The following is a 24,121-nucleotide window of genomic DNA, read 5'->3' on the forward strand; positions in this document are numbered from 1 at the left end:
TTCAACCATCTTGCGATCATGACGGCCCACTCGGCGCGAGTGACGGGGCTGTCCGGTCTATAAAGGCCTTCGGGCCCGCCTTGGACCAGGCCGAGCGCGCAGGCTTCGTTAATTTCCGCTTCCGCCCAGTGGCCGCGGATATCGCCGAAGCAAGTGCCAACCGGGGGGCTTCTCCCGGCGATTGATCGTCAGGTCGTAAGCGCGGATATTGCCGTTGGCTGCCTGAACTTCGATCTGTACGACGTTCTTGCCCGGGGCGAGATCGATCGCGAGCGGGAGCTTGCCGAGGGCGCTCTGTCCGTTAATCCGCAAAACAGCGGCTGGAGAAAGGGGCTCGGCATTCAGCGTAACGCGCGATTCCGTAGTCGTTGCCTCGTAAGCGAGTACGTTCATGTCGAAGGCAGGCGTCAAGCTGACGGAGCCTGCATCCGTAATGAGCGTCAGCAGCCGAAGTCGGTTCTCGCCCGAAGCTTCGGGCGGTTGCGCAATTCCAGGACGAGGCAGCGTCGAGGCCGTGGCCGTCAACGCGGCGCTTCGGTTGCCCGCAGCATCGATGGCGACGATGGAAAATTCATAAACGGTCGAAGCGGCCAGGTCTCCGATATCGCGGGACAGCGTGGAAGCCGTCAAAATAATGGGCGTACCCGCGTTCTGCGTCAGCTCGTAATGGTCGACGCCGCGGTCGTCCGTTGCAGCAGGCCACGAGAGCCGGAGGCTCTCGTAGGTGACTGCCGAGACGGATAGCGTCGCACCAGCTTGCCAAACCGGTGCCGCGACGTCCGGCGCGGTGCCCTTCGTCAGCGTGACGGTCACGGCCGCCGCCGCCGTGCGCGGCGATTCGGTGCCGGCGCCGTCGGTCGCCGTGACGACGAACTTGTAAGTGCCGGGCGCGAGGTCGCCGAGATCGACGGCCGCGACCGAGCCGTCGGCGCCGCTCGTGCCGAGCGCGATGGCCGCGCCGAGCTCGCCCGCATCGACGACGCCGTCGGTGTCGGCGTCGTCCCAGCGGTAGGCGTGCACGGTCGCGCCGGCGCGGCCGATGGCGTCAACTGCGCCGGCCAACTGATCCGGCGTGCCGTCGTAGTTGTCGACGGCCGAGAACTTCGCCGGATCGACGAGCGGCGAAGTCGCCACCGTCGCGGCGAGCGGCGCGCTGCGGTTGCCCGCGGCGTCCACGGCGACGATCTCGAATGTGTACGACGTGCCGGCGGTTAGTCCAGCGACGTCGTAAGTCAGCGTCGCCGCAGAAGGCGAGGCGATCAGGCCGCCGTCCTGTTTCAGCTCGTAGTGATCGACGCCACGGTCGTCGTCGGCTGCGGGCCACGACAGCCGGACGCCGGTGCGCGTGACGTTCGTGTTCGCGAGCGTCGCCCCTGCCGGCCAGGTCGGATCGGTGACGTCGGGCGCGAGCCCCTTCGTCAGCGTGACAGTGACCGCTGCCGCCGCCGTGCGCGGCGATTCGTTGCCCGCAGCGTCCTCGGCGGATACGACATACTTGTAGGTTCCCGGCCCGAGGTCGCCGATGTCGGCGCCCGGGACCGTGCCGTCCACGTCGCTTGTGCCGAGCGCGATGGCCGCGCCGAGCTCGCCTGCATCGACGACGCCGTCGGTGTCGGCATCGATCCAGCGGTACACGCGTACGATCGCGCCGGGTTCGCCGATCGCGCCCGCGGCGCCTGCGAGCCGATCCGGCGTGCCGCTGTAGTTGTCGACGGCGGCGAACTTCGTCGGATCTATCGTCGGCGCCGTCGTGTCCGGCACGGGGTCGTCCTCCACAATCGTGACCGTCGCGCTTGTCTGGCCGCCCAGCGTCGCCTCGTTCGTCGGTGCGGATATCGTCACGCCGAATGTGCGGTCCACGCCATGAACGCCGTTGTCCGCGACCGGTATTGAATACGTCTGCGTCGTCTCGCCCGGGTTGAAGACGATCGTCGCGTCGACCGCCGTATAGTCGGAGCCGGCGATCGCGGTGATGTCCGACGTTTTAATCCGAACCTTCGTCTGACCGTAGGAGCTTCCGGTCCGATTGACGGTCACGATCGCGCTGACTCCATCCTCGGGGACGGAATAAGCGGGGGCGGATAGCGCCAGCGCGCCTTCGGCTCTGCTGGTCTTCAGAAAAATCGTGTTCCCGCTTAAATTGGCCAAATCGGTAATGAGGTCGCCGTTCCAATCGCCGGTCGCAATGTACCCGGAGAGCGGAAGATCCGACTTGGCCTGGAACGTGCCGTCGCCGTTGCCGTTCAGGAACGAGACGGTGCTCCATTGGTTCGTGACCGCCAGGTCCAAATGGTTGTCGCCGTCGAAGTCGCCCGTGGCGATATCGATCGGTTGATTGCCGGTGTAGTACAGGACGGGCGTCTCGAAGGAACCGTCGCCACGGCTGATCAGAACGTAGGCGCCGTTGCCGCCGACGCCATTGGCCACGACCGCAAGGTCGTCGTCGGCGTCGCCGTCGAAATCGCCCGACACGAGCTTGAACGGACCTGGGAAGCTTCCGTATGCGCTAGTCGTAAAGGTCCCGTTTCCGTTATTCAGCAGCACGCTGATATTCGAATCGGAGTCGTTGGAGACGGCGAGATCCATTTGTCCGTCCCTGTTGAAGTCGCCGGCAGCGACGTAACGAGGAATATGTCCGACAGAAAAAAGAAACGGGCGCGCCGAAAGCGCCGTGTCCATCGCCGTAGAGGACCGACACCTGATCCGAGAGGGTATCAACGACGGCTAAATCCGCATTGCCGTCTCCGTTGAAATCTGATTCGGCTAAGCCCATCGGATAGGTGCCGGCAGCAAAGAAGGTCTGCGTGTCGAAAGTGCCGTCTCCCCGGTTGAGGAGGATCGATACGTTGTGAGAGTCGCTGTTGCTGATCGCCAGGTCAAGATCGCCGTCTTTGTCGAAGTCCGCCACGGCGATTTCTCTCGGTTTGGCGCCGACCGGCTGATAGGACGGCGGGTCCTGGAACGTACCGTCACCGTTTCCTTTGAATATCGCGAGTTCATTTTTATAGAGATCAATCAGAACTGCATCCTGGCGTCCGTCGCCCGTCAAGTCGGCGAACGCTGCATCGAATATGATTGAATAAGTGTCCGGCAGCGTATACGAAGGAGTCGCACTTTGAAACTTCGGTCCGGCCGCGAACGCGCCGAGCGGAGCTAATGCCAGGGCGAGCGCCAGCACTGCGGGCACGAGACCCGCTAGTTTTCTTTTCATATAATGGCAAATCTCCTTCTGACAAAATATGGCCTTTTTCAACATTATACTAGATTCGCCTTCGCGATAAATCCCCCAAACGATTTAATAAATCAGCCCGGTTCGGATAATCCAGCGCAAATAGTCCCCGACTACACTCTAGGTGGAGAGAAAACAACAAGAATATAGACATAGTCCACAATAATCCACGCGGGAGTGAAGGGAAACCATGAAAATCGCATTGAAGAGGAAGTTAGCTGCGGGTCTCGCGTTGTCGACGCTCGCGCTGTCGCTGGCGGCATGCGGAGAAAAAAGCGCGGACGGCGCGGAAGCGAGCGCAGCACCGCAGCAGGAAATCTCGGTGGCCGACCTGGAAAAGAACGCGAAGGAAGAGGGCACCGTCGTCAGCGTCGGCATGCCGGACACTTGGGCGAACTGGAAAGATACGTGGGCAGATCTGCAGACCCAATACGGCTTGACGCATACGGACACCGACATGTCGAGCGCCGAGGAGATCGCCAAGTTCGACGCGGAAAAGGACAAGCCGACCGCGGACATCGGCGACGTCGGCATCGCCTTCGGCTCGGTCGCGATCGACAAGGGCGTCACGCAAGCCTATAAAACCTCGTACTGGGACGAGATTCCCGCTTGGGCCAAGGACCAGGACGGCCACTGGATCGTCGGCTACCAGGGCACGATCGGATTTCTGACGAACAAGAAGCTCGTCGCGAACCCGCCCAAGAGCTGGGAGGACCTGAAGAACGGCGACTACAAGATTATCGTCGGCGACGTCACCAAAGCCGCGCAAGCCCAAATGGCCGTGCTCGCGGCGGCGATCGCGTTCGGCGGCAGCGAGACGAACGTCGAGCCGGGCATCGCGTACTTCGAAGGCCTGGCGAAGGAAGGCCGTCTCTCCAATGCGGAAGCGAGCCTCGCCAACATCGAGAAGGGCGAAGTGCAAGTGACGCTGCTCTGGGACTTCAACGCGCTCAACTACAGCGACCAGCTCGGCAAGGACCAGTACGACGTCGCTATTCCTACCGAGGGCAGCGTCGTGAGCGGCTACGCGACGATCATCAACAAGTACGCGCCGCATCCGAACGCGGCCAAGCTCGCGCGCGAATATATCCTCAGCGACGAAGGTCAGATCAACCTGGCCAAGGGCTACGCCAGACCGATCCGCGACAGCGTGAAGCTGCCGGACGACGTGGCCGCCAAGCTGCTGCCGAAGGAAGCCTACGCGAACGTCAAGCCGGTTAACGACTACAAGGCGTGGGAAGAGACCGCCAAGCAGATTCCGCAGCTGTGGCAGGAACGCGTCCTCGTCCACATGAACTAAATTCTTACGGGGCGTCTTCGACTTCGGCCGAAGGCGCCTCTCCGATCCGATAGGAGCGTGGCGCGTTTGAAACGAAGCAATCGGTGGATGTGGCTGGGGCTTGTCCCCTTTTTTGGCGATGGTACTCTTGTTTCAACTGATCCCGGTCGTATCGATGGTGACGGGCAGCCTGAAGCCCGAATCGGGCCGGGGCATCTCCTTCGGCTTCTATGCGCACATTCTGCAGAGCGCCTATTATATGCAGGCGATCAAGAACAGCCTGCTCATCTCCGCCGCTTCAAGCGCGATCGGCATCGTCGTGGGTCTTGCCTGCGCGTATGCGATCACGAGATTCCCGTCAAGAACGCGGGACCGCTTGCTGATGCTATCCAACATGACGTCGAATTTTCAGGGCATCCCGCTCGCCTTCGCTTATATCGTGCTGCTGGGCAGCAACGGGGTGTTCACGCTCCTGTTCAAGCAGTGGGGCTGGAGCGTGTTCGCCGATTTTAATTTGTACAGCTGGTCGGGGCTGGTCCTGGTGTATGTGTACTTCCAGGTGCCGCTCGCGCTTCTGCTGCTGTATCCGTCCTTCTACGGCATCCGGGAGCAGTGGCGCGAAGCCGCGTCGCTGCTGGGCGCGAGCCGGCGGCAGTTCTGGACGAGCATCGGCTTGCCGGTGCTGTCGCCCGCCGTGTTCGGCACGGTCGGCATTCTGTTCGCCAACGCGATGGGGGCGTACGCGACGGCCTATGCGCTGGTCGGGGGCAACTACAATCTGCTGGCCGTGCGGATCGGCTCGCTCGTGGCGGGCGACGTCGTCAACCAGCCGCAGCTCGGCAACGCGCTCGCGGTCATTCTGGCGCTCACGACGCTGCTCGCCGTCTTTCTCAATCATAAGATGACCCAGCGCGCGCGGCGACTCGACGCCGCATTCGCCGCTCGCCCGGCCCGCAAGCGCCGTTCTTCGCCGCCGCGCTCGTGGACTGCGGCAGCCGCCGCCAAGGAGGAGCTGTGATGGACGCTTCGACCAAGCGGGCGGGACCCGCGCATCGCACGTTGCTGCTGCTGCTGATGGTCTATTTGCTGCTGCCCTTGCTGGCCACCTGCATCTATGCGTTTGCCCGGGAATGGCAGACGACGCTGCTGCCCGAGAGCTGGACGCTCGAATGGTTCCGCGGCATGTTCATGGACCTTCGTTTTCTGGCGTCGCTCTGGAATTCGCTCTATCTTTGCCTGATTAGCGTCGCCATCAGCCTGCTCGTCATGCTGCCCGCGGTGTTCGTCATTGCGATCTACATGCCAAGGCTGGAGTCGCTTATGAAGGGGCTCGTCGTGCTTCCTTACGCGGTGCCCGGCGTCGTCGCGGCGGTTGGACTCATCCGCGCCTATTCTTCCGGTCCGCTCAACATATCGGGCACGGCTTACATTTTGATCGGCGCCTACTTCGTCGTCGTGCTGCCTTATATGTACCAGGGCATCCGCAACAGTCTGCTGACCGTATCCGCCGGTCCGCTGCTCTCCGCCGCGGAACTGCTCGGCGCAAGCCGGATGCGCGCGTTCGCGACGGTCGTTTTGCCCAACATTTGGCCCGGCGTGCTCGTCTCCGCGCTGCTGTCGTTCTCCGTGCTGTTCGGCGAATTCGTGCTGACCAACATGCTCGTCGGCGGGCAGATTCAGACGATCCAGGTGTACCTGTATCGACGTATGGGCGAGAGCGGGCACGTCGCCAGCGCCATCGCGATCACCTACTTCGTGTTTATATTGATCCTGTCCGCCATGCTCATGAAGCTGGGCCAAAAAGTGAACGGAGGTTTGAAACGATGAGCGACTACCTGGAGCTGCAAGGCATCCGCAAGCGATTCGGGTCCGCGAACGTGCTGGAAGACGTGAACCTGCAAATTCGAGAAGGCGAGCTCGTGACGCTGCTCGGGCCTTCGGGCTGCGGCAAAAGCACGCTGCTGCGGTGCATCGCGGGGCTCGCGGACATCGACGGCGGCCGAATCCTGCTGGACGGCAAGGATATCGCCAAGCTGCCGCCGCGGAGCCGGGAGATCGGCATGGTGTTTCAGGCATATGCGCTGTTCCCGAACCTGACGGTCGGTCAAAATATCGAATACGGCCTGAAGATGCGGGGGGATCGACAAGGCGGCCAGACGGAGCCGGGCCGAGGAGCTGCTCGCCGTCGTCGAACTGACGGACAAACGGGATGCGTATCCCCAGCAATTGTCCGGCGGTCAGCAGCAGCGGGTGGCGCTCGCGCGCTCCCTGGCCGTCCGTCCGAAGGTGCTCCTGCTGGACGAGCCCCTCAGCGCGCTGGACGCGCAAATCCGCAAAAACCTGCGCGCCGAAATCCGCGCGATCCAGCGGCAGTTCAACATGACGACGGTGTTCGTCACGCACGACCAGGAGGAAGCGCTGACGTTGTCCGACCGGGTATGCCTGATGAACAAAGGCCGGATCGTCCAGGAAGGCTCGCCGGAGGCGATCTATACGAAGCCGCGGACCGAGTTCGTCGCCCGGTTCATGGGCAGCTACAATGTGCTTAGCCGAATGGACGCGCTCAAGCTGTTCGGCAAAGTCGACGGCGCGGCGCAAAGCTTCGCCATTCGTCCCGAATCGGTCGTGCTGCTGAAGGAAAGCGCCGAATCGCTTGGGACGGATCGGCGCATCGCGGCGGGCATGATCCGTTCTGTGTCGATCCTCGGCAACGTCATCCGGTACGGCGTCGAGGCCGCCGGCGTGCGGCTTACGATCGACGCGCTGAACGACGGACGCACGCTGCCGCTCGCCGAGCGGAGCCTCGTCCTCCTTGCGCTCGACGAATCGCAGCTGCTGCAGCTGGAGAAAGAAGGAGCTTGAGCGTATGTCCATCTCGTCGGAAGAGCGCAAACGCGTCATCGTGGATCAGTTAAAGCTGGAAGGGCAGGTCAAGGTGCCCGAGCTGTCGCTGCGGTTCGCCGTGTCGGAGGAGACGGTGCGCCGGGACCTGCTGCTGCTCGAGCGGGAAGGGCTCGCGAGGCGCGTCTACGGCGGCGCGGTGCCGAGCAAGCAGACCAACTACGAGCCGCCTTATTTGCAGCGCCAGAAGGAGAAGGCGCTGGAGAAGGAACGTATCGGCCGGGCGGCCGCCGCCCTCATCTCGTCGGGAGACACGATCGCCATCGACGTCGGCACGACGACGCTGGAGCTGGCCAAGGCGATCGCGGGCCGCGAGCGGCTCACCGTGCTGACCAACTCGCTGGCCGTCGCTTACCATCTCATGGAATCGTTGAACGGCGGCCGTTTTACGGGCAAGATCATCGTCATCGGCGGCGAGCTGAATCCGGAGCAGCAATCGATGTCCGGCACGATGGCCGAACGGACGATCTCGCAGTTTCGGATCGACAAGGCGTTCATCTCGGTCGGCGGCGTATCGCCGAATCGGGGGGATCAGCGACTACGATCTTGCCGAGACGGGCATGTCCAGGCGCATGGCCGAGGCGGCCGGACAGACGATCGTGCTCGCGGACGACTCCAAGCTGAACAAGGAAGCGTTCGTGGAGATCGTCCCGCTTCGCAGCGTCCATACGATCGTCAGCAACGTCGCCGCGCCGCGGGAGTGGGCGCAGACGCTGCGCGCCCACCGCTTGCAATGGACGGTCGCCCATTAAAGGAGGACAACTCGCATGAACTCAACGTTTTCGAAGCTTATCGTCGTCGTGCTGGACGGATTAAGGTACGATGCCGCGCGCCGCTATCTCGGCTTCATGGAGCATCTGGCCGAGCAGGGAGAAGCGGTCTGCCTCAAAGTCCGGTCCGAGCTCCCGAGCCTGTCGCGTCCGCTGTACGAGGTGCTGCTGACCGGCACGCCCGCCGCGCAAAACGGCATTACGGCCAATCATATCGCGCGTCCGAGCCGCGAGCGCAGCGTGTTCCAGCTTGCCGCCGGCGCGGGGCTCGGTACGGCCGCCGCAGCGTATCATTGGGTCAGCGAGCTGTACAACGCCGCGCCTTTCCGGCCGCTCGCGGACCGTCACCAGCATGACGGGGACAAGCCGATTCAGCATGGCGTTTTTTACTTCGAGGACCACTATCCGGACAGTCACCTGTTCGCGGACGCCGAGCATCTGCGCAAGGCGTACGATCCGCATTTTCTGTACGTTCATACGATGAACATCGACGACGCGGGCCACAAGTTCGGCGGCGAGAGTCCGCAGTACGAGGCGGCCGTGAGGGCGGCGGACGGCATGCTGGCGTCGCTCGTGCCGGAGTGGCTGGCGCTCGGCTACCGAATCCTCGTCACCTCCGACCACGGGATGAGCGCGTCGGGGATGCACGGCGGAACGGCGGCCGAGGAGCGAAGCGTACCGCTCTATCTGCTGGGGGACGCCAGATTTATGCTGGAGCGGGGGCGCGGCGAGTCTGCGCTGCCGCAGCTGCTGATGGCCCCGCTTATGTGCCGCTGTCTCGGCATCGCGCCCTCGCCTGCGATGGTCGACTTGCCGGAAGCGGCGTACACATCGTCCGCCTCATCCGCATCGTCTGTATCTTCTGCATCGCGTGTCTAAATGCGGCCCGGCCGGTGCGAGATTCGACGATTTGCGGGATAGGTGCATAAACCGGACGGGCTTTGGATAATCTTGGAGCGGATGATACAATGAATTGAATCCAACTTCAGGCCAAGGGAGGCAATATCATGTTGAAAATCGGCATTATCCTGGGGAGCACGCGCGAAGGCCGTCTCAGCCCGCAGGTCGGTGAATGGGTCAAATCGCTCGCGGACAAGCGCGGCGACGCCGAATACGAGATCCTCGACATCGCCGACTACAAGCTGCCGCTGCTCGGCGAGCCGGGTCAGGACGCGTCCGGCGCCGCTGCGTGGACGGCGAAGATCGACAGCTGCGACGGATTCGTGTTCATCGTGCAGGAGTACAATCACTCCATCACGGGCGCGCTGAAGAATGCGCTCGACTACGTGCGCAAAGAGTGGAACGACAAGGCCGCGGGCATCGTCTCGTACGGCTCGGTCGGCGGCGCCCGCGCGGCGGAGCATCTCCGCGGCATCCTCGGCGAGCTGTCGGTCGCGGACGTGCGCGTGCATCCGGCGCTCTCGCTGTTCACCGACTTCGAGAACGGCTCGGTGTTCAAGCCGAAGGACGTGCAGGCGACTTCGCTCGGACAAATGCTGGACCAAGTGATCTCCTGGTCCACGGGTCTGAAGACGATTCGCAAGTAATTCGCTTCGCGACGCAATCAGAATAAGCCTGCCCTTTGTCGGTTTATCCGGCAAGGGGCTTTGTTTTGCGCGGACATGGGGGGGAGCGTGGTCGCGCGGCGCAGCATGGCCTAGCACGGCCCAGGGCAACCCACCCAGAGCACGCCCCGCCCAGGGCAGCCCACCCAGAGCACGCCCCGCCCAGGGCAGCCCACCCAGAGCACGCCCCGCCCAGGGCAGCCCACCCTAACGCGGCTCAGCGCGGAATAAGGGTTAAAAGGCCGTTATTTCGTGCGGATTCGGAAGCAAGCAGCAGTTAGTTGTTAAAAGGCAGTTATTTTCATGCGGGATGCGAGAATTTGACGTTTTAGCGGGAATTAGCAGCCTTTTGACACTTATTTTTTGCGGATATGCGATTGGCGGGGAAATAACTGCTTATTGACAACTATCTCCAGGAGGTCGGTTGCTGTAGCGCTCATCAAGCTGCAATCACGCATCGCAGCCGGACGCTGTTTGAGCCGCGATTCCCCCCTTTGCTACAATAGGTACAACACAGACAAGGGAAGGATGTTCGCCATGATCGTCGCCATCAACACCATCAAGATAAAGTCGGGACATGTCGCCGAAGTCGTCGAACGCTTCAAAAATCCGAAGGGCGTCCAGCACGCGCCAGGCTTCGTCCGAATGGAGCTGCTGACCGAATCGCTGGCGGAGCATGACGAGCTTAAGGTGTGCACGACCTGGGAAGATCGCGCGGCCTTCGACAGCTGGGTGAACAGCGACGCGTTTAAGCAAGCGCATGCCCATGCCCGTCCGAAGCCGGAAGCCGGTGCCGAACCGGCAGCGCACCCGGGCGGTCACGGCGAGCAAGCGCGTCCCGGCGGCGGCATCATGCTTGGCGCGAAGCTGAGCGTGCACGACGTCGTTTTCGCTTATCCGTCGAATTAATATCTGTGCGATGACGCGCCGTTGAGCGGTCGCGGACCGCGCCAGCACGCAGGGAGCCGCGCCAAACGGCTGTAATCGCACTAAAAATGTGCGATGACGCGCCGTTGAGCGGTTGCGGACCGCGCCAGCATGCAGGGAGCCGCGCCAAACGGCTGTAATCGCACAAAAAATGTGCGATGACGCGCCGTTGAGCGGTCGCGTACGGCGCCAGCATGCAGGGAGCCGCGCTAAACGGCTGTAATCGCACAAAAAAATGTGCGATGACGCGCCGTTGAGCGGTCGCGGACCGCGCCAGCATGCAGGGAGCCGCGCCAAATGGCTGTAATCGCACAAAAAATGTGCGATGATGCGCCGTTTAGCGGTCGCATACGGCGCCAGCATGCAGGGAGCCGCGCCAAACGGCTGTAATCGCACAAAAAATGTGCGATGACGCGCCGCGCTACCTTGCAACACCTTGCAACTTCGCCTCGCCTCGAAGCCCGCCCGATTGTATCGTTAACGCACGCCTCCAACGCCCCTCAAGTATCTGACTGGCATAGCCCGCACACCATATATTTATTTCGTGCTGCTGCACTGCAAAAATGCGCGGTAGATCGTCTCTTGAGCAAATCCGGTGCATGTCGACTCTACATTCACTTATGCGTGCGCGTAGGCGATAGACTGAGCGGCGAGAGGGTACGAGTCTGAATGGCGAGAGGGTACGAGTCTGAATAGGGAGCTGCTCTGGAGCGTGCAATGTTGCGCGATAGACTGACCGACGAGAAGTTACGGTCTCATTTCTTCAATTATGAATTCGAAAATGAATTTGCGCCTTCGCATTTCTAACGCCAAAAGCGCCATCCGCGCCGGCGCCGCGATAAGCGGGGCCGACGCAGCATGGCGCCATCGCATGTAGCTCGGTACGGGTTGCACGGGGCTCGCTTTAATGCCCCGCCAGCATGCTCTCCTCCCCGCGCACATCGCCGGAACCGCTCTTCTGCGCGGCCGGCTTGACGCGCCGGATGAACAGGCTGAGCACGAAGCCGGCGATCGCGAAGCCCGAGGTGAGCAGGAAGGTATCGCCGAACGCGCCGACGACGGCTTCGAGCGGGTTGGGACCTTTGTAGGCTGCCAAAACCTTGTCGCTGTGGGTGGACAAGTAACCCGTCAGACCGGCTACCGCGAAGGACACGATGACCTGCTGGGCCGAGTTGGTCAGCGGCGTGACGCGGCCGACAAGCTCCTTTGGCGCCGTATTGAGGATATACGTGTTCATCGTCATCATCGATAGCCCCATGCCGCAGCCGAGCAGGAACAGGTTGAGCATGATGACGTACAGCGGACGATCGAGCGTGATTTGCGACATGATGAGCAGCGCCGTGGAGATGAACACCGTGCCGGTGATGACGATCGGACGCGCGCCGAACCGGTCGAACAGGCGGCCGCCGATCGGCATGCCGAGCATGGAGCCAAGCGCCTGCGGGAGCAGGATGAGTCCGGTCTCCAGCGGCGTATAGCCCTTGGCCTGCTGCAGCATGAGCGGGAACAGGATGATGGAGCCGAACAGCGCTGCATAGAGGATCCAAGACAAGATAATGCCTTGCGTGAAGGCGAAGCTCTTGAATACGCGCAGCTCCAGCAGCGGCTGGCGATGCCTCAACTCGACGAAGATGAAGAGCAGGAGCGCGACGCCGCCGACGATAAGGCCCGTTAACGTGCGCCCGGAGCCCCAGTCCGTGCCCCCCCTCGCTGACACCAAAGGCCAGCATGGCGAATGCGATCGGACCGAGGATCATGCCGAGGATGTCGAGCGCCGGCGGCTTGCCGCGTTCGAACGCGGGCAGGTAGCGCCACGCGACGATCACGGCGGCGACGCCGATCGGCAGGTTGATCAGGAAGATCCAATGCCACGAGACGTACTCGACAAAGTAGCCCGACAGCACGGGTCCAAGAGCCGGAGCGAGCAGGATTGGAATGCCGAGCATGCCCATGACCGCGCCTCGCCTCTCCGGCGGCGAGATGCGGAAGACGAGCGCCATGCCGATTGGCGCGACCATGCCGCCGCCGATGCCCTGGATGACGCGGAAGACGACGAGCTGCTCCGTGTTCGTCGCCAGCGCGCAGAGCGCGGAGCCGAGCGTGAACATCACGATCGTCGCGATGAAGATGCGCTTTGAACCGAATTTGTCGGTCAACCAGCCGGCGAGGGGGGATGACGGCCGACAGGGCGAGCGTATAGCCGGTGACGGCCCACTGCAGATGATGCAGCGTCGTGCCGAAGTCGTCGACCAGCGTCGGAATCGCGTTGTTGACGACGGTCGTGTCAAGGATAACCATGAACATGCCGATAATAACGGCGAGGAGCGGCGGCAGCAGCTTGAGCAGCGAGAAAGGCTCTGCTTGGGCGGACGAGGCCGTGCGCGGGTTTGCCATAAGTATTCATTCCTTTCTGAATAAGGGCCTGAGCCTTGACGGAATTCCGATTTTCCGTTAACTTTTGACTAAGTGGTTTTAACAAAAACCGCAGAGTCATAAAAGTCTACAGGCCTAGTTTTATCGTGTTAGGCAGCCTTTGTCAATCCTTATTTTTAAGGAGGGTCCTCATGAGCATCCTAAAAAACAAAATTATAGCGTCGGCCGAGCGCATGTTCGCGGAGAAAGGCTACGAGGCGACTTCCATTCAAGATATAGCGGACGACTGCAGCATCGCCAAGGGCTCGCTGTACAAGTTTTTTCCTTCCAAGGAGGATCTGTACATCGAGATCATGGAGGTTCATTTCGCGCGAATCATGGAGGATTCCGAACGGATTCGCGAACGGACGGAGCTCTCCCCGCGCGAGCTGTTCGTCGAGGAGATCCGCCATCAGTTGGACTACTTTCTCAATCGCGGCCTGTTCGTCGCGAATTCGCTCAAGGAGAAGCCCGCGATTCCCGGCGACAAGCTCGGACCGCTGATGTTCCGCAAGCGCGCCAAGCTGCTCAACTACAATCGGGGCGTGCTGCAGCGTCGCTACGGGGAGGCGCTCGAGCCGCATATCTGGGATGCGGTCATGATTCTGAACGCGATGGCCAAGGAGTATCTTCACCTGATCAAGATGTTCGCCAAGCCGATCTCGGTGCCGGCGCTGGCGACTTACTTCGCCGACCGGATGGACGATCTGGTCGAGGGACTGCTCTCGCGGAAGGCGGAGCCGATGCTCTCGACCGACCTTATGAAGGAATTCGAGTCCGAGCGGCCGGAGACGCTGCAGGAAGCGATCGAGCGCTGCGGCGCCTTGGTGCTCGAGCAGGCGTCCTCCACGATCCGCGAGCTGAGCGTGCCCAACGCGCGCAAGCGGGAGCTGGAGCAGCTCTTGGATATGCTCCGGGAAGAGGGAGAGAAGGAGGCGCCGCGGCGCTTCCTCGTCACGGCGCTGCTCAACGAGCTGGCGACCGAGCACGAGCTCGCGCCGTACGTGGCCAAAATGCGCCGCTGGGCGATGCAAATGTTGCAGGATTAAAAACGAGCGTTGGAAGCAGGATAAGATAAGCATAGTTTTCGTTATTTTTTTGGCGAGTACGGGGATGGCGGGCGCTCTATAATCGGTACTGCAACGATCAGAACCGAGGAGGCATCCGCGCATGACGCAGTCCGTACTGACCGAAGACGAAGTCGCGTTTTATCGCACCGAAGGCTATTATTTGCACAAGAAGCCGTTGTTTTCCCCTGCACGCTTGGCGGAGCTGACGGCGATCTTCGAGGATCAGCTCGCGCAAAAAAGGCGCCAAGCTGTCCGACGAGCTGGACACGCCGCATTTTCGCGACGAGCGTCTGCTCTCGTTTTTGCTGAGCGACGAAGTGCTGGATTTGATCGAGCCGATCATCGGACCGAATATCGGGCTGTGGTCGAGCCACTTTATTTGCAAGGACCCGTATGTAGGCCGGGCTACGCCTTGGCACGAGGACTCCGCGTACTGGAACGGACGGCTCAGCTCCTTCGACAAGATCGTGACCGTATGGCTCGCGATCGACAGGAGCAACCGGGAAAACGGCTGCATGCGCGTCATTCCCGGCACTCACCGGGGCGGTTTTTCCGAATATGAGGATATCGATACCGAACGCAATGTTTTCCCGACGCAAATCAAGGGCGAATTGGACGAAAACAAAGCCGTCTATTTCGAGCTCGAGCCGGGCGAGTGTTCGCTCCACGATTCGCGCATCATCCACGGCGCCGCGCCCAATACGAGTCCGTACAGACGCTGCGGCTATACGATGCGTTACTTTTCTACCGAAGCCCGCGTCATTCCGGAGCGCAATCCGGGCTTCAAGATCTGGCTCGCCCGCGGCAAGGATATCGCCGGCAGTCCGTTCGTCAACGCATAAGGCAGGCGTCGCGCCGCATCCGAACGGCCGACGCGGAGGAAACGGAGGCGCCCGAACATGACCGTCCATCCAACCCGCGAGCCGGATCGGCTTACGAATCGCGATTATATGCACCGGGCGCTTCCGTTTCGGCTGTACTTGAACGAGCTGACGGGAGACGTCGACGTACATTGGCATGAGTTTTTCGAGCTGGGATTCGTTATCTCCGGCACGGGCGAGCACGTGCTGAACGGCCGGTCCGCCCCGCTGCGGCCCGGCACGCTGTTTTTGCTGACGCCGGCCGATTTTCACGCGCTGAACACGCCTTCCGGTCCGCCTTGCGTCCACTACAATCTCATCTTTTCCGACGAGGCGCTGCGGGACGAGCTTCGCGCGTTGCTGTTCGTTGCCCGCACGGACAGCCTCGTCGTTCAATTCGAAGAAGAAGCGGAGATCGCGCGAATACGCGCGGAGTTCGAACGCATCGAAGCCGAGCTCCGCCAGGAGCGGCGTCCCGGCGCGAGCTTGGTCGTCCAAGGGACGATCGAACGGATTCTGATCGAGCTGATCCGGCGCATTCCGGCAGCGCCTGCTGCGCGGCCTGCTTCGGAATCCGCCGTGGACGATGCCGTCAGACAGGCAGCCGCGTACGTGCAGATTCATTTCCGCGAGCCGCTTACGCTCGAGGCGACCGCCGCGCAAGCCCATCTGTCCCCCAACTATTTCAGCCGCCGCTTCAGGGAGCTGACGGGCATGACCTATCAGCGCTTCCTGCAGGATCTGCGGCTTCAGTTCGCCGGCTCCCTGCTCAAGGTGTCGCGGCTGCCCGTCACCGAGATCTGCTACGCTTCCGGCTTCAACACGCTGCCCCATTTCGAGCGGGCATTCAAGGCCGCCTTCGGCCATTCTCCCAGATCCTATCGAAAAACCGCCGAATACGGATGCGACCGAATCCAATAGCGCACAGAAGGCAAAACCATTTTGCGGGCTTAAAACGGCTTCTGCGCAACAGAATCGTGCCAGCCGACTTGTAAGTTTGGCGGAATGCGGCAATAATGGAGTATCGTTAAAAATTAGGAGTGGTCGTTTGAAAAAGCAAAAGCCGATGTCGATGGAAGAATTGTTGAAGGATCTGCAAGGCCAGCGTACGTTCCAGGAGGATCCGAATCATGTCTCGCTGGATAAACTGTTCAACGAAGCGTTCATGAGCAAGTACACGAACTTCGATTCGTTCCTCGCATTTCTTGAGAAGGGCAACTTCCAGGTATACTCCCACGAGGATATCAAAAATCTTCATGAAGAGCTGTGGGAGCGGCACGTGGCCAGAGAGACCCGATTCGCCGACTGGAAGTCGATGCTCGATACGGCGAACGCCGAGTACGCAGGCAAAAAAAGCGTAACGCAACCGGCTTGTGGCCCAGCGGAGTTCCCCTGAGCGCTTTCCCGTCAAGCGGGAACTCCTGATCGATTCTATCTCATACTTCGTTCTATCTCTTCCATAATTCGAATCTGACGAAAGCGGCGAATACGCTATCGTTTTTCGCATTTTCAAAAGCTTGCGTCCGGCATCGAACGCCCCTCGCTCGGAGATACGCGAGGGGCGTTTTTTGCGCTTTCATCACGAAAACGTATAAAGACGCAAAAAAAGATTTGTCTCGAAATAGCTTCGGCTATTATGATGGACATAGGTCGTTTGCATCAGCTTCAGATGCATATGGTATAAATGTCACCGCTTGGCAGCTGAACTCGTTACGATGGTACTTTAATTATTGGCAGCTCCCGCGGCACGCCTTCAAGGGACGCCCGGGCGCACCGGCCAAACAGACAGGATGATCATCATGAAGCTTCAGCCGCTGCGTTATTTCCGCAATCTGTCGACGACGCTCTTTTTGCGCCTCATGGCGGGGTTTTTGTGTATCATTATTCTCCTCGTGTCTTTGACCGCGTATGCGCTTTCCGTATCCAAGAGCAATGTTCGGCACGAGATCGTGAAGTACAACACGCTCATGCTCGACAGCACGATGGAGAACTACGAAAAGCATTTTAATATCATCCGCCAGCAGATGTACCTCTTTTTGTTCAGCGATCGCGTGCAGAAGCTGCAGCGGGAACCGAAGTATTCCGACTTCGGCGCCATTATCACGGATATCTTGACCCAGGTGGCCAACTCGAATCTCTATATCGCCGATATCGTGTTTTACTCCAAGTCGCATCAGTTCGTCATCGACAAGTCGGCGAGCACGACGCCCGACAATCTGTTCGACGTGTTCATGGCCGGCGAGAAATATCCGAAGTCGTTCTGGGACAAGCAGTTCGGGGAAAGGTACACGTACCGCAATTTTCCGGCCGACCGCTTTTACTCGCATCTCTTTGCCGGACGCAAGGAGGTCGTCGGCGACTACATCCCGATGATCTTCAAGCGCGCGGACAACAGCGACTTTTATATGGCCGTGTTTCTCGACGCGAACAAGATGTACGAGGCGTTCCACCAATCGATCAATGACGACTTCGTCATTTACGGCACGGCGGGGGAGACGCTGTTCGAAAGGTCGCAGACGAGCGCCTTTCCTGCGCTCGATGCGCTGAACGCACGGGGCGGAGAGGCGTTCGTGCTGAACAACCGCTATCATTTTTACAAGACCGGGGCCAGCGGCATGACCTACATGCACAGGCTGCCCGTCGCGCAGATGGCTTCGCAGACTCGCCTGAACTTGACGCTCGTCGTGCTGGTCGTCGCGGTCGTGCTATTCAGCGTCGTCATCTCGCTTCTGATGGCAGCCCGCATCAACAATCCGTTCAAGCAGCTCGTCGCTTCGATCAGAGGAACCAGCGAAGCGGGGCCGTATCGCTCGAGCATCAAGGAGTTCGATCTGATCAGCAGCCAGCTCCAGGATAAAAACAAGCTGATGCGGCAGTGGGCGTTCATTCATCTGCTGAAGGACATTCGGGGAGGCAGCGGCAGGGATGCCGCGAGTCTGGAGTTTGCCGGCAAGCCTTTCGTGTTCGTCATGTTCCAGGTCGTCGAGAAAAAAGGCGCGAGCTGGGACGACGGAACGTTCAGCAGCTGGCTTTACTATATAAAGGTTTTTATCGAGGACAAGCTCAACCGGGTGTTTCCGGATGCGCTGACCAATCAGGTGGAGTACAACCAGATTCTGAGCCTGGTGTTCATCGATCGGCTGGAGACGCTGCAGGAGCTGCTGCGGGAGATGAAGACGGTGTTCGACCAGGACCACGACAGCGGCACGATCACGATCGCCGTCACCTCGATTTACGATCGCTCCGATCAGATTAGCGCCGCCTACAAGGAAGTCCGGGAGCGGATCGACGATCGCGGCCTCGTCGACGAGACCCAGATCGTGACGTCGTCCTCGAGCCGGGAGACGGAGATCGCCTTTACCCAGGAAGAAGAGGCCGAATTCAGGGCGAATCTGCGGGAAGGCCACGGCCAAGTGCTGGAGCGGCTCATGGAGCGCTTCTTCGCGAAGCAGCGCGGCCGTGAACTGACGGCTGCCGCCTGGCTCGGCTTTGCCCAATCCGTGACCGAACGCATCCGAAGCGTCGCCGCCGATCAGTTGGGCGCGCCGGCTGCGGATGCGATCCTCGAAAATGCGGAGCAGCGGATCGAGGGCTGCGTTACGATCGACGCGCTTGAGCGCCTGCTGCTCGAATGGGTAGGTTCGACGGCGGAGGAGATCGAAAACAGGAAGGACCGCAAGGATACGGTGACGACGTTCGTCATGAATTACGTCAACGAGCATCTGTCGGAGGAAATTTACTTGGACGCCCTAGCGGAAAAGCTGAATCTCAGCAGCGGCTACCTGTCGACCTACTTTAAGGAAAAGACCGGCAAAAACTTCGTCGAGTACGTGAACGAGACGCGAATCAAGGAAGCGGCTTCCCTGCTGGTGAGCGGCCGCTCGAAAATCCAGGAAGTGGCGGAAGCGGTGGGTTATCGCAACATCGCGTCGTTCAACCGGATGTTCAAGAAGTACACGGGCCTGCGGCCCAGCGATTACCGCAAGAGCATGCAGGGCGCTTCGGAGGAATGAAGCCGGCGGCGGCAGGGAACGGGAAAAGCCCGTCCTGCCGCCGTTTTTGCCTGTTTTCCGCCGTTTTTTTGCCTGTTTTACGGAAAGCTAATACTTTTTTTAATGCGCCTCGAAAAAAAGTACCATTTTTAAAGACAACCGATTATTTACCGGGCGGGCCCGGACCGCCTACGATGGGAGCAAGCCGAAGGACGGCCGGGGCGGACGCCGCGGCGGAGTCGAACGGCATCGCGAAAGGCAACTAAGACTATATCCGAAAAGGACGGGGTGTCGGAATGAAATCTTTAAAATGGACATGGGCGGCCGCGGCGGCGGTCGCGCTGACCGTGAGCGGCTGCAGCGGCAACAATAATAACGAGCCGGCTGCAAGCGCCTCTAGCCCGGCAGATGCAAGCGCATCCGCCGGCGCGACGCAAAGCGGATCGCCGAGCGCGTCGGCCGCGCTGCCGGAGCCGGCGAAGATTCGTATTTTCACGGAAAACAACACGGCCTGGCCGCCGAAGCCGGACTGGGGCGTATGGAAGTGGGTCAAGGAAGAGACCAACATCGACGTCGAACAGGTGCTCGCGACCGGTCCGGAATCGCTGGCGCTGGCTGTCTCTTCGGGCGACATGCCCGACGTGCTGTCCGTCTTCCCGAACGACGTCCAGAAGTTCGGTTCCCAGGGCGCCTTCGAGGACCTGTCCAAGCACATGGACCAGATGCCGAACGTCAAGGCGTTCCTCGACAGCCATCCGGACGTCATGTCCCGCGTGGTGTCGCCGAACGGCGAGATTTACAGCATTATTAACGACGGCGCGGGCGAAGGCAGCCAGATGGTCTGGTTCTATCGCGACGACATCTTCCAGAAGAACAATCTCGAGGTTCCTAAAACGTGGGACGAGCTGTATACGGTATCCAAGAAGCTCAAGGAGCTTTATCCCGACAGCTATCCGTTCATGTTCCGCCACGGCCTGAGCACGCTCGATACGTTCGCGCCTACCTTCGACTTTTATCCGGAGTTCTATCAGGATCCGGCCGACCCGACCAAGATGAAGTTCGGTCTCGAAGACCCGAACGCCAAGACGATGGTCGAATGGCTGAACAAGTTCGTGAAGGAAAAGCTCATCCCGCCGGACTGGCTGACGATGGATTACAAAGCCTGGACGCAGTTCATGTCGACCAACAAGTCGTTCGTCACCCTGCAGTTCATCGGCCAGATCGAAATTATGAACAGCCAGTTGACCGAAGGCCATCTGCAGTTCATGGCGCCTCCGATCGGCGCCGGCGACAAGCCATACCTGCCGAAGGGCGGCCAAGAGGGCTACGGCCTGGCCGTCGCCTCCACGTCCAAGAACAAGGACGCGGCTTACCGCTACCTGGACTATATCTTCTCCGAGAAGGGCAAGGACATCCAGAGCTGGGGCAAGGAAGGCGAGACGTATACGGTCGTCGACGGCAAGCGCAAGTTTAACGACAACTACAAGGAAGCGAACGACCTGCGCGTCATCTCCGGCATCCAGACCGCCGCGACCTACGGCTGGTTCGACTTCAACGCATGGCTCTCGCTGGTCAAGCCGGAAGAGCAATACGCGTACGTCGAGGCGCCGAAGTACCGGTTCCCCGTCGCCTACAGCCGTCCGAACCTGACCGCCGACGAAGCGGCCGCGCTCTCGACGTCGAACGACCAGTTGTGGAAGTTCTGGACGGGCGAAGTGACGAAGTTCATCAACGGCGACCGGCCGCTCTCCGAGTGGGACGCCTTCATCAAGGATCTCGGCAAGCACGATCTCGAGAAAGTCCGTACGACGTACCAGACGGCGCTCGATCGTCAGCTCGCGAATACGAAGTAAGCAACGATAGCAAGCCGTGGGGCCGTGCGTTGACGAGCAGTGCACGGCCCCGTGCTTTTTCTGAAAGGAGTAACGCCATGAAGCAGTCCTTACTTCACCGCATGAAGCGCGACAGAGTTTATTTGCTGCTGCTTATACCCGTGCTGCTCTACTATCTGTTGTTCCACTACGTCCCGATGTTCGGGATCGTCGTCTCCTTCATGGACTACAACCTGTTCAAGGGCGTCTGGCACAGCCCATGGGTCGGGCTTAAGCATTACCGGATGTTTTTCAGCAATCCCGACGCCTGGCTTATTGTCCGCAACACGCTCTTATTGGGTTTATATAAGTTTATTTTTGCCTTCCCCGCGCCGATCGCGCTGGCGATTTTGTTCTACGAGATGCGCTGGAAGAAGTTCAGGCGATTCGTGCAATCGGTCAGCTACCTGCCGTTTTTTCTCTCCAGCGTCGTCTTGTCCAGCATCATGATCATGCTGCTGTCCCCGAGCACGGGGTGGATCAACAAGGCGATCCAGTCGCTCGGCTTCGAGCCGATCAACTTCCTGCAGCGGCCGGAATGGTTCCGGACGATCTATATCGCGTCGGACATCTGGCAGATGACCGGCTACGGCACGATCATCTTCCTCGCCGCGCTGGCGGCCATCGATCCCCAGCTGTACGAGGCGGCCAGGATGGACGGCGCGAACCGTTGGAAGCAGACGGTTCACGTGACGCTCCCGGGCATTATTCCGGCGATCGTCATCATGTTTATCCTGAGCATCGGCGGTATCCTCAACATTCCCTTCGACAAGGCTTTCCTGCTCGGCAACGCAGGCAATCTGGACACCGCGGACATCATCTCGACCTACGTCTACCGGATCGGCATTCTCGGCGGCGGCATGAGCTACGCGACGGCGATTAATCTGTCCCTGGGTCTCGTTACCATGCTGCTCGTCTATTTAACGAATGTCGCAAGCCGCAAAGTGGGGGAGACCAGTCTATGGTAAGAACAGGAAGAATCGGCGTATTCGACGTCGTCAACTTTTTGCTGCTGCTGTTCGTCGCGATCACGATGGTGTTCCCGTTCCTGCATATGGCTTCCGTCGCGATCAGCGCGCCGGAATACGTCGTCCGCAACGAGATCAGTTTTTTTCCGAAGGGTCTGCAGTTCGACGCCCTGAGAGCCATATTCGAAGACAATCGGCTGTGGATCGGCTACCGCAATTCAATCGGCTACGTTATCCTGGGTCTTTTCATTTCGATGTCCTTGACGATTATGGGCGCCTACGCGCTTTCGCGCCGGGGTCTCGTCTTCTACAAGCCGGTCATGCTGTACATCGTCTTTACGATCATGTTCTTCGGAGGCATGATTCCGTTCTACCTCGTGGCGCGCGCATACGGACTCATGGACTCGATCTGGGCGATGGTGCTGCCGAACGCGATCAACACGTACAATCTCATCGTCATGCGGACGTTTTTCTCCGGGATGCCCGTCGAGGTCGAGGAATCGGGACGCATCGACGGCTTGTCGGACTTCACGGTGCTCACGCGCATCGTCATGCCGCTGTCCAAGCCGGTGCTGCTGACGATCGGGATGTTCTATACCGTCGGGATCTGGAACGACTTCCAGAGCGCGCTGCTGCTCATCCGCGATCCGAACCTGTTCCCGCTGCAGCTCGTCATCCGCAATCTGGTCGTCGTCGGACAAGCGGGCGACGTGCTGGAGGCAACGACCAGGGACGGCCACAAGGTCATACTCGAATCGCTGAAATACGGGGTCATCCTGCTCGGCTGTCTGCCCGTCCTCATCGTCTATCCGTTTATTCAGAAGCACTTCGAGCAAGGCGCCATGATCGGCTCCGTCAAGGGCTGATCGGGGCGTCAAAAGGAGACCGACCTCATGAAAACCGTAACGGCCGCCGTCATCGGCGCCGGAGGAAGAGGCAGAGAATACGCCCAGTACGCGCTCGATCGGCCCGGAGAGCTGCGGATAACCGCGGTGGCGGAGCCGGACGCGATCCGGCGCGAGACGTTCGCCGACCTGCACGGCATCGATCCGGCCATGCGCTTCGACAGCTGGGAGGCGCTGCTCGCGGGGCCTCGCGTCGCGGACGCGGTCCTCATCTGCACGCAGGACCGGATGCACTACGACCCCGCCGTCAAGGCGCTCGAACTCGGCTATCACGTCCTCCTCGAGAAGCCGATGTCGAACGATCCGGGCGAATGCGTCAGGTTAGGACAGTACGCCGAACGTACGGACCGGGTATTCGCCATCTGTCACGTCCTCCGCTACACGCCTTTCTTCTCGACCGTCAAGCGGCTGCTGGACGAAGGGCGGATCGGCGAGCCGGTCACGATCGACCTGATCGAAAACGTCGGCTACTGGCATCAGGCGCACAGCTTCGTCAGAGGCAGTTGGCGAAGAGCCGACGAGTCCAACCCGATGATCCTCGCCAAAAGCTGCCACGATCTCGACATTCTGGTGTGGCTGGCCGGCGCGGACTGCGATACGCTGTCTTCCTTCGGCGGGCTCAGGCACTTCAAGGCGGAAAATGCGCCGCCAGGCGCGCCGTACCGCTGCCTGGACGGCTGCCCGGTCAGCGACGCGTGCCCGTATTATGCGCCGGATATCTACCTGAACAACGCGGACAAGGTCTCGGAGCGCATCCTTCGGGGCGCGATCAGCCACGATACGAGCGAGGCGGGCGTGCTGGAGGCGCTGCGCACCGGTCCCTACGGCAGATGCGTCTACCGCTGCGACAACGACGTCGTCGACCATCAGGTGGCGGCGATGGAATTCGCGAATGGCATCACGGCGACGTTCACGATGACCGCCTTCACGACGGACGGGGGACGCACGCTCAAGATCATGGGCACCCGCGGACAATTGCGCGCGCATATGGCCAAGAACACGATCGAGATAAGCGACTTCAAAACGGGGCGCGTGGAAACGATCGATCTGGAATCGACCGGGCTCAATCACGGCGGCGGCGATCTGGGCATCATGCGCGACTTCACGCGGCTCGTGCGAGGGGATGGGGGAGGGAGACAGCCTGTCCTCGGCGGACGTCTCGGTGCAGAGCCATATGATGGCGTTCGCCGCCGAGCAGTCGAGGCTTGCGCGCAAGACGATTCCGATTCGGGATTTGATCGCATCCTTAAGCGTTTAGTCTTAAACGTTAGTATCGATGGCGGCTCTCTGCGGAGAGCCGTCCTTTAGGCGATGAAAAATCGTAAACGCTTACAGAAATTGGGGTTAAAAACGGAATGCCAATCCAGATCGA

General features: G+C 60.4%; 20 protein-coding genes and 3 pseudogenes. 19 read left to right on the forward strand and 4 right to left on the reverse strand.

Features of this window, described 5'->3' with window-relative positions; genetic code table 11:
- Positions 1 to 108: 108 nt before the first annotated feature.
- Both OMP40_RS16020 and OMP40_RS16025 read right to left on the reverse strand, forming a co-directional pair.
- Complete coding sequence (locus OMP40_RS16020; RefSeq protein WP_277532700.1) at positions 109 to 2,586, reverse strand: Calx-beta domain-containing protein; 2,478 nt, start codon at positions 2,584 to 2,586, stop codon at positions 109 to 111.
- Positions 2,531 to 3,211 (reverse strand): FG-GAP repeat domain-containing protein, encoded by a 681-nt coding sequence (locus OMP40_RS16025; RefSeq protein ID WP_277532702.1) that lies wholly within the window; start codon positions 3,209 to 3,211, stop codon positions 2,531 to 2,533. The genes OMP40_RS16020 and OMP40_RS16025 overlap by 56 nt, the downstream gene beginning before the upstream one ends.
- 208 nt (positions 3,212 to 3,419) lie before the next feature.
- On the opposite strand from OMP40_RS16025, the gene OMP40_RS16030 reads away from it, so the two are divergent.
- The 9 genes and pseudogenes from OMP40_RS16030 (at position 3,420) to OMP40_RS16075 (ending at position 10,653) form a co-directional block, all read left to right on the forward strand.
- Positions 3,420 to 4,529 (forward strand): ABC transporter substrate-binding protein, encoded by a 1,110-nt coding sequence (locus OMP40_RS16030; RefSeq protein ID WP_277532704.1) that lies wholly within the window; start codon positions 3,420 to 3,422, stop codon positions 4,527 to 4,529.
- Positions 4,530 to 4,647: 118 nt separating this feature from the next.
- Positions 4,648 to 5,526, forward strand: coding sequence for an ABC transporter permease (locus tag OMP40_RS16035; protein WP_277533229.1), 879 nt, complete (start codon positions 4,648 to 4,650; stop codon positions 5,524 to 5,526).
- Positions 5,526 to 6,335, forward strand: a complete 810-nt coding sequence (locus OMP40_RS16040) for an ABC transporter permease (protein WP_277532706.1) — start codon at positions 5,526 to 5,528, stop codon at positions 6,333 to 6,335. The genes OMP40_RS16035 and OMP40_RS16040 overlap by 1 nt, the downstream gene beginning before the upstream one ends.
- Positions 6,332 to 6,592: pseudogene (locus OMP40_RS16045) on the forward strand (ATP-binding cassette domain-containing protein); the annotation flags it as partial. The gene OMP40_RS16040 and the pseudogene OMP40_RS16045, both read left to right, overlap by 4 nt.
- A gap of 109 nt (positions 6,593 to 6,701) precedes the next feature.
- The gene (locus OMP40_RS16050) at positions 6,702 to 7,370 is read left to right on the forward strand and encodes an ABC transporter ATP-binding protein (protein WP_277533231.1); all 669 of its coding nucleotides are present in this window, start codon (positions 6,702 to 6,704) and stop codon (positions 7,368 to 7,370) included.
- Between the two features lie 4 nt (positions 7,371 to 7,374).
- A pseudogene (locus tag OMP40_RS16055) lies at positions 7,375 to 7,878 on the forward strand (DeoR/GlpR family DNA-binding transcription regulator); the annotation flags it as partial.
- Between the two features lie 298 nt (positions 7,879 to 8,176).
- Entirely contained in the window at positions 8,177 to 9,058 is an 882-nt protein-coding gene (locus tag OMP40_RS16065) for an alkaline phosphatase family protein (protein WP_277532708.1), read from the forward strand.
- 128 nt (positions 9,059 to 9,186) lie between these two features.
- Positions 9,187 to 9,726 (forward strand): NADPH-dependent FMN reductase, encoded by a 540-nt coding sequence (locus tag OMP40_RS16070; protein WP_277532709.1) that lies wholly within the window; start codon positions 9,187 to 9,189, stop codon positions 9,724 to 9,726.
- Between the two features lie 555 nt (positions 9,727 to 10,281).
- Entirely contained in the window at positions 10,282 to 10,653 is a 372-nt protein-coding gene (locus tag OMP40_RS16075; RefSeq protein ID WP_277532710.1) for an antibiotic biosynthesis monooxygenase, read from the forward strand.
- A gap of 922 nt (positions 10,654 to 11,575) precedes the next feature.
- Here OMP40_RS16075 and OMP40_RS40155 read toward each other — a convergent pair.
- Both OMP40_RS40155 and OMP40_RS40160 read right to left on the reverse strand, forming a co-directional pair.
- Complete coding sequence (locus OMP40_RS40155) at positions 11,576 to 12,388, reverse strand: MFS transporter (protein WP_338131129.1); 813 nt, start codon at positions 12,386 to 12,388, stop codon at positions 11,576 to 11,578.
- Positions 12,389 to 12,506: 118 nt separating this feature from the next.
- Positions 12,507 to 12,827: pseudogene (locus OMP40_RS40160) on the reverse strand (MFS transporter); the annotation flags it as partial.
- On the opposite strand from OMP40_RS40160, the gene OMP40_RS40165 reads away from it, so the two are divergent.
- The 10 genes from OMP40_RS40165 to OMP40_RS16125 all read left to right on the forward strand — a co-directional run bounded on the left by OMP40_RS40165 (position 12,772) and on the right by OMP40_RS16125 (position 24,057).
- Positions 12,772 to 13,089 carry a hypothetical protein gene (locus tag OMP40_RS40165; RefSeq protein WP_338131130.1) on the forward strand — a complete coding sequence of 106 codons (318 nt, stop codon included), beginning with the start codon at positions 12,772 to 12,774 and terminating at the stop codon, positions 13,087 to 13,089. The pseudogene OMP40_RS40160 and the gene OMP40_RS40165 overlap by 56 nt on opposite strands.
- 146 nt (positions 13,090 to 13,235) lie before the next feature.
- Positions 13,236 to 14,132 (forward strand): TetR/AcrR family transcriptional regulator, encoded by an 897-nt coding sequence (locus OMP40_RS16085; RefSeq protein WP_277532711.1) that lies wholly within the window; start codon positions 13,236 to 13,238, stop codon positions 14,130 to 14,132.
- A 323-nt stretch (positions 14,133 to 14,455) separates the two neighbouring features.
- Entirely contained in the window at positions 14,456 to 14,995 is a 540-nt protein-coding gene (locus tag OMP40_RS16090; protein ID WP_277532714.1) for a phytanoyl-CoA dioxygenase family protein, read from the forward strand.
- A 57-nt stretch (positions 14,996 to 15,052) separates the two neighbouring features.
- Positions 15,053 to 15,934: an AraC family transcriptional regulator gene (locus OMP40_RS16095; protein ID WP_277532716.1), complete on the forward strand. Its 882-nt coding sequence runs from the start codon at positions 15,053 to 15,055 to the stop codon at positions 15,932 to 15,934.
- Between the two features lie 145 nt (positions 15,935 to 16,079).
- On the forward strand, positions 16,080 to 16,409 hold the full coding sequence (locus OMP40_RS16100; RefSeq protein WP_277533233.1) for a hypothetical protein: 330 nt from the start codon (positions 16,080 to 16,082) through the stop codon (positions 16,407 to 16,409).
- Positions 16,410 to 16,812: 403 nt separating this feature from the next.
- Complete coding sequence (locus OMP40_RS16105; RefSeq protein WP_277532717.1) at positions 16,813 to 19,026, forward strand: helix-turn-helix domain-containing protein; 2,214 nt, start codon at positions 16,813 to 16,815, stop codon at positions 19,024 to 19,026.
- A 275-nt stretch (positions 19,027 to 19,301) separates the two neighbouring features.
- Positions 19,302 to 20,858 (forward strand): extracellular solute-binding protein, encoded by a 1,557-nt coding sequence (locus OMP40_RS16110; protein WP_277532719.1) that lies wholly within the window; start codon positions 19,302 to 19,304, stop codon positions 20,856 to 20,858.
- Between the two features lie 77 nt (positions 20,859 to 20,935).
- Positions 20,936 to 21,844, forward strand: a complete 909-nt coding sequence (locus tag OMP40_RS16115) for an ABC transporter permease (RefSeq protein WP_277532721.1) — start codon at positions 20,936 to 20,938, stop codon at positions 21,842 to 21,844.
- Positions 21,838 to 22,710, forward strand: a complete 873-nt coding sequence (locus OMP40_RS16120; RefSeq protein WP_277532723.1) for a carbohydrate ABC transporter permease — start codon at positions 21,838 to 21,840, stop codon at positions 22,708 to 22,710. Before OMP40_RS16115 ends, OMP40_RS16120 begins: the two co-directional genes overlap by 7 nt.
- A gap of 27 nt (positions 22,711 to 22,737) precedes the next feature.
- Positions 22,738 to 24,057: a Gfo/Idh/MocA family protein gene (locus OMP40_RS16125; RefSeq protein ID WP_277532725.1), complete on the forward strand. Its 1,320-nt coding sequence runs from the start codon at positions 22,738 to 22,740 to the stop codon at positions 24,055 to 24,057.
- Positions 24,058 to 24,121: the final 64 nt, after the last annotated feature.

The sequence above is a fragment of the Cohnella rhizosphaerae genome, from assembly GCF_029525575.1.
Lineage (GTDB): Bacteria > Bacillota > Bacilli > Paenibacillales > Paenibacillaceae > Cohnella > Cohnella rhizosphaerae.

Excerpts from the sequence above, each read along its gene's own strand:
- OMP40_RS16105 (WP_277532717.1), top strand. The coding sequence starts at position 16,813 with ATGAAGCTTCAGCCGCTGCGTTATTTCCGCAATCTGTCGACGACGCTC.
- OMP40_RS16030 (WP_277532704.1), top strand. The coding sequence starts at position 3,420 with ATGAAAATCGCATTGAAGAGGAAGTTAGCTGCGGGTCTCGCGTTGTCG.
- OMP40_RS16095 (WP_277532716.1), top strand. The coding sequence starts at position 15,053 with ATGACCGTCCATCCAACCCGCGAGCCGGATCGGCTTACGAATCGCGAT.
- OMP40_RS16075 (WP_277532710.1), top strand. The coding sequence starts at position 10,282 with ATGATCGTCGCCATCAACACCATCAAGATAAAGTCGGGACATGTCGCC.
- OMP40_RS16040 (WP_277532706.1), top strand. The coding sequence starts at position 5,526 with ATGGACGCTTCGACCAAGCGGGCGGGACCCGCGCATCGCACGTTGCTG.
- OMP40_RS16125 (WP_277532725.1), top strand. The coding sequence starts at position 22,738 with ATGAAAACCGTAACGGCCGCCGTCATCGGCGCCGGAGGAAGAGGCAGA.
- OMP40_RS16065 (WP_277532708.1), top strand. The coding sequence starts at position 8,177 with ATGAACTCAACGTTTTCGAAGCTTATCGTCGTCGTGCTGGACGGATTA.
- OMP40_RS16070 (WP_277532709.1), top strand. The coding sequence starts at position 9,187 with ATGTTGAAAATCGGCATTATCCTGGGGAGCACGCGCGAAGGCCGTCTC.
- OMP40_RS16115 (WP_277532721.1), top strand. The coding sequence starts at position 20,936 with ATGAAGCAGTCCTTACTTCACCGCATGAAGCGCGACAGAGTTTATTTG.
- OMP40_RS16085 (WP_277532711.1), top strand. The coding sequence starts at position 13,236 with ATGAGCATCCTAAAAAACAAAATTATAGCGTCGGCCGAGCGCATGTTC.
- OMP40_RS16025 (WP_277532702.1), bottom strand. The coding sequence starts at position 3,211 with ATGAAAAGAAAACTAGCGGGTCTCGTGCCCGCAGTGCTGGCGCTCGCC.
- OMP40_RS16020 (WP_277532700.1), bottom strand. The coding sequence starts at position 2,586 with ATGGATCTCGCCGTCTCCAACGACTCCGATTCGAATATCAGCGTGCTG.
- OMP40_RS16110 (WP_277532719.1), top strand. The coding sequence starts at position 19,302 with ATGAAATCTTTAAAATGGACATGGGCGGCCGCGGCGGCGGTCGCGCTG.
- OMP40_RS16120 (WP_277532723.1), top strand. The coding sequence starts at position 21,838 with ATGGTAAGAACAGGAAGAATCGGCGTATTCGACGTCGTCAACTTTTTG.
- OMP40_RS16100 (WP_277533233.1), top strand. The coding sequence starts at position 16,080 with ATGTCGATGGAAGAATTGTTGAAGGATCTGCAAGGCCAGCGTACGTTC.
- OMP40_RS16035 (WP_277533229.1), top strand. The coding sequence starts at position 4,648 with ATGGTACTCTTGTTTCAACTGATCCCGGTCGTATCGATGGTGACGGGC.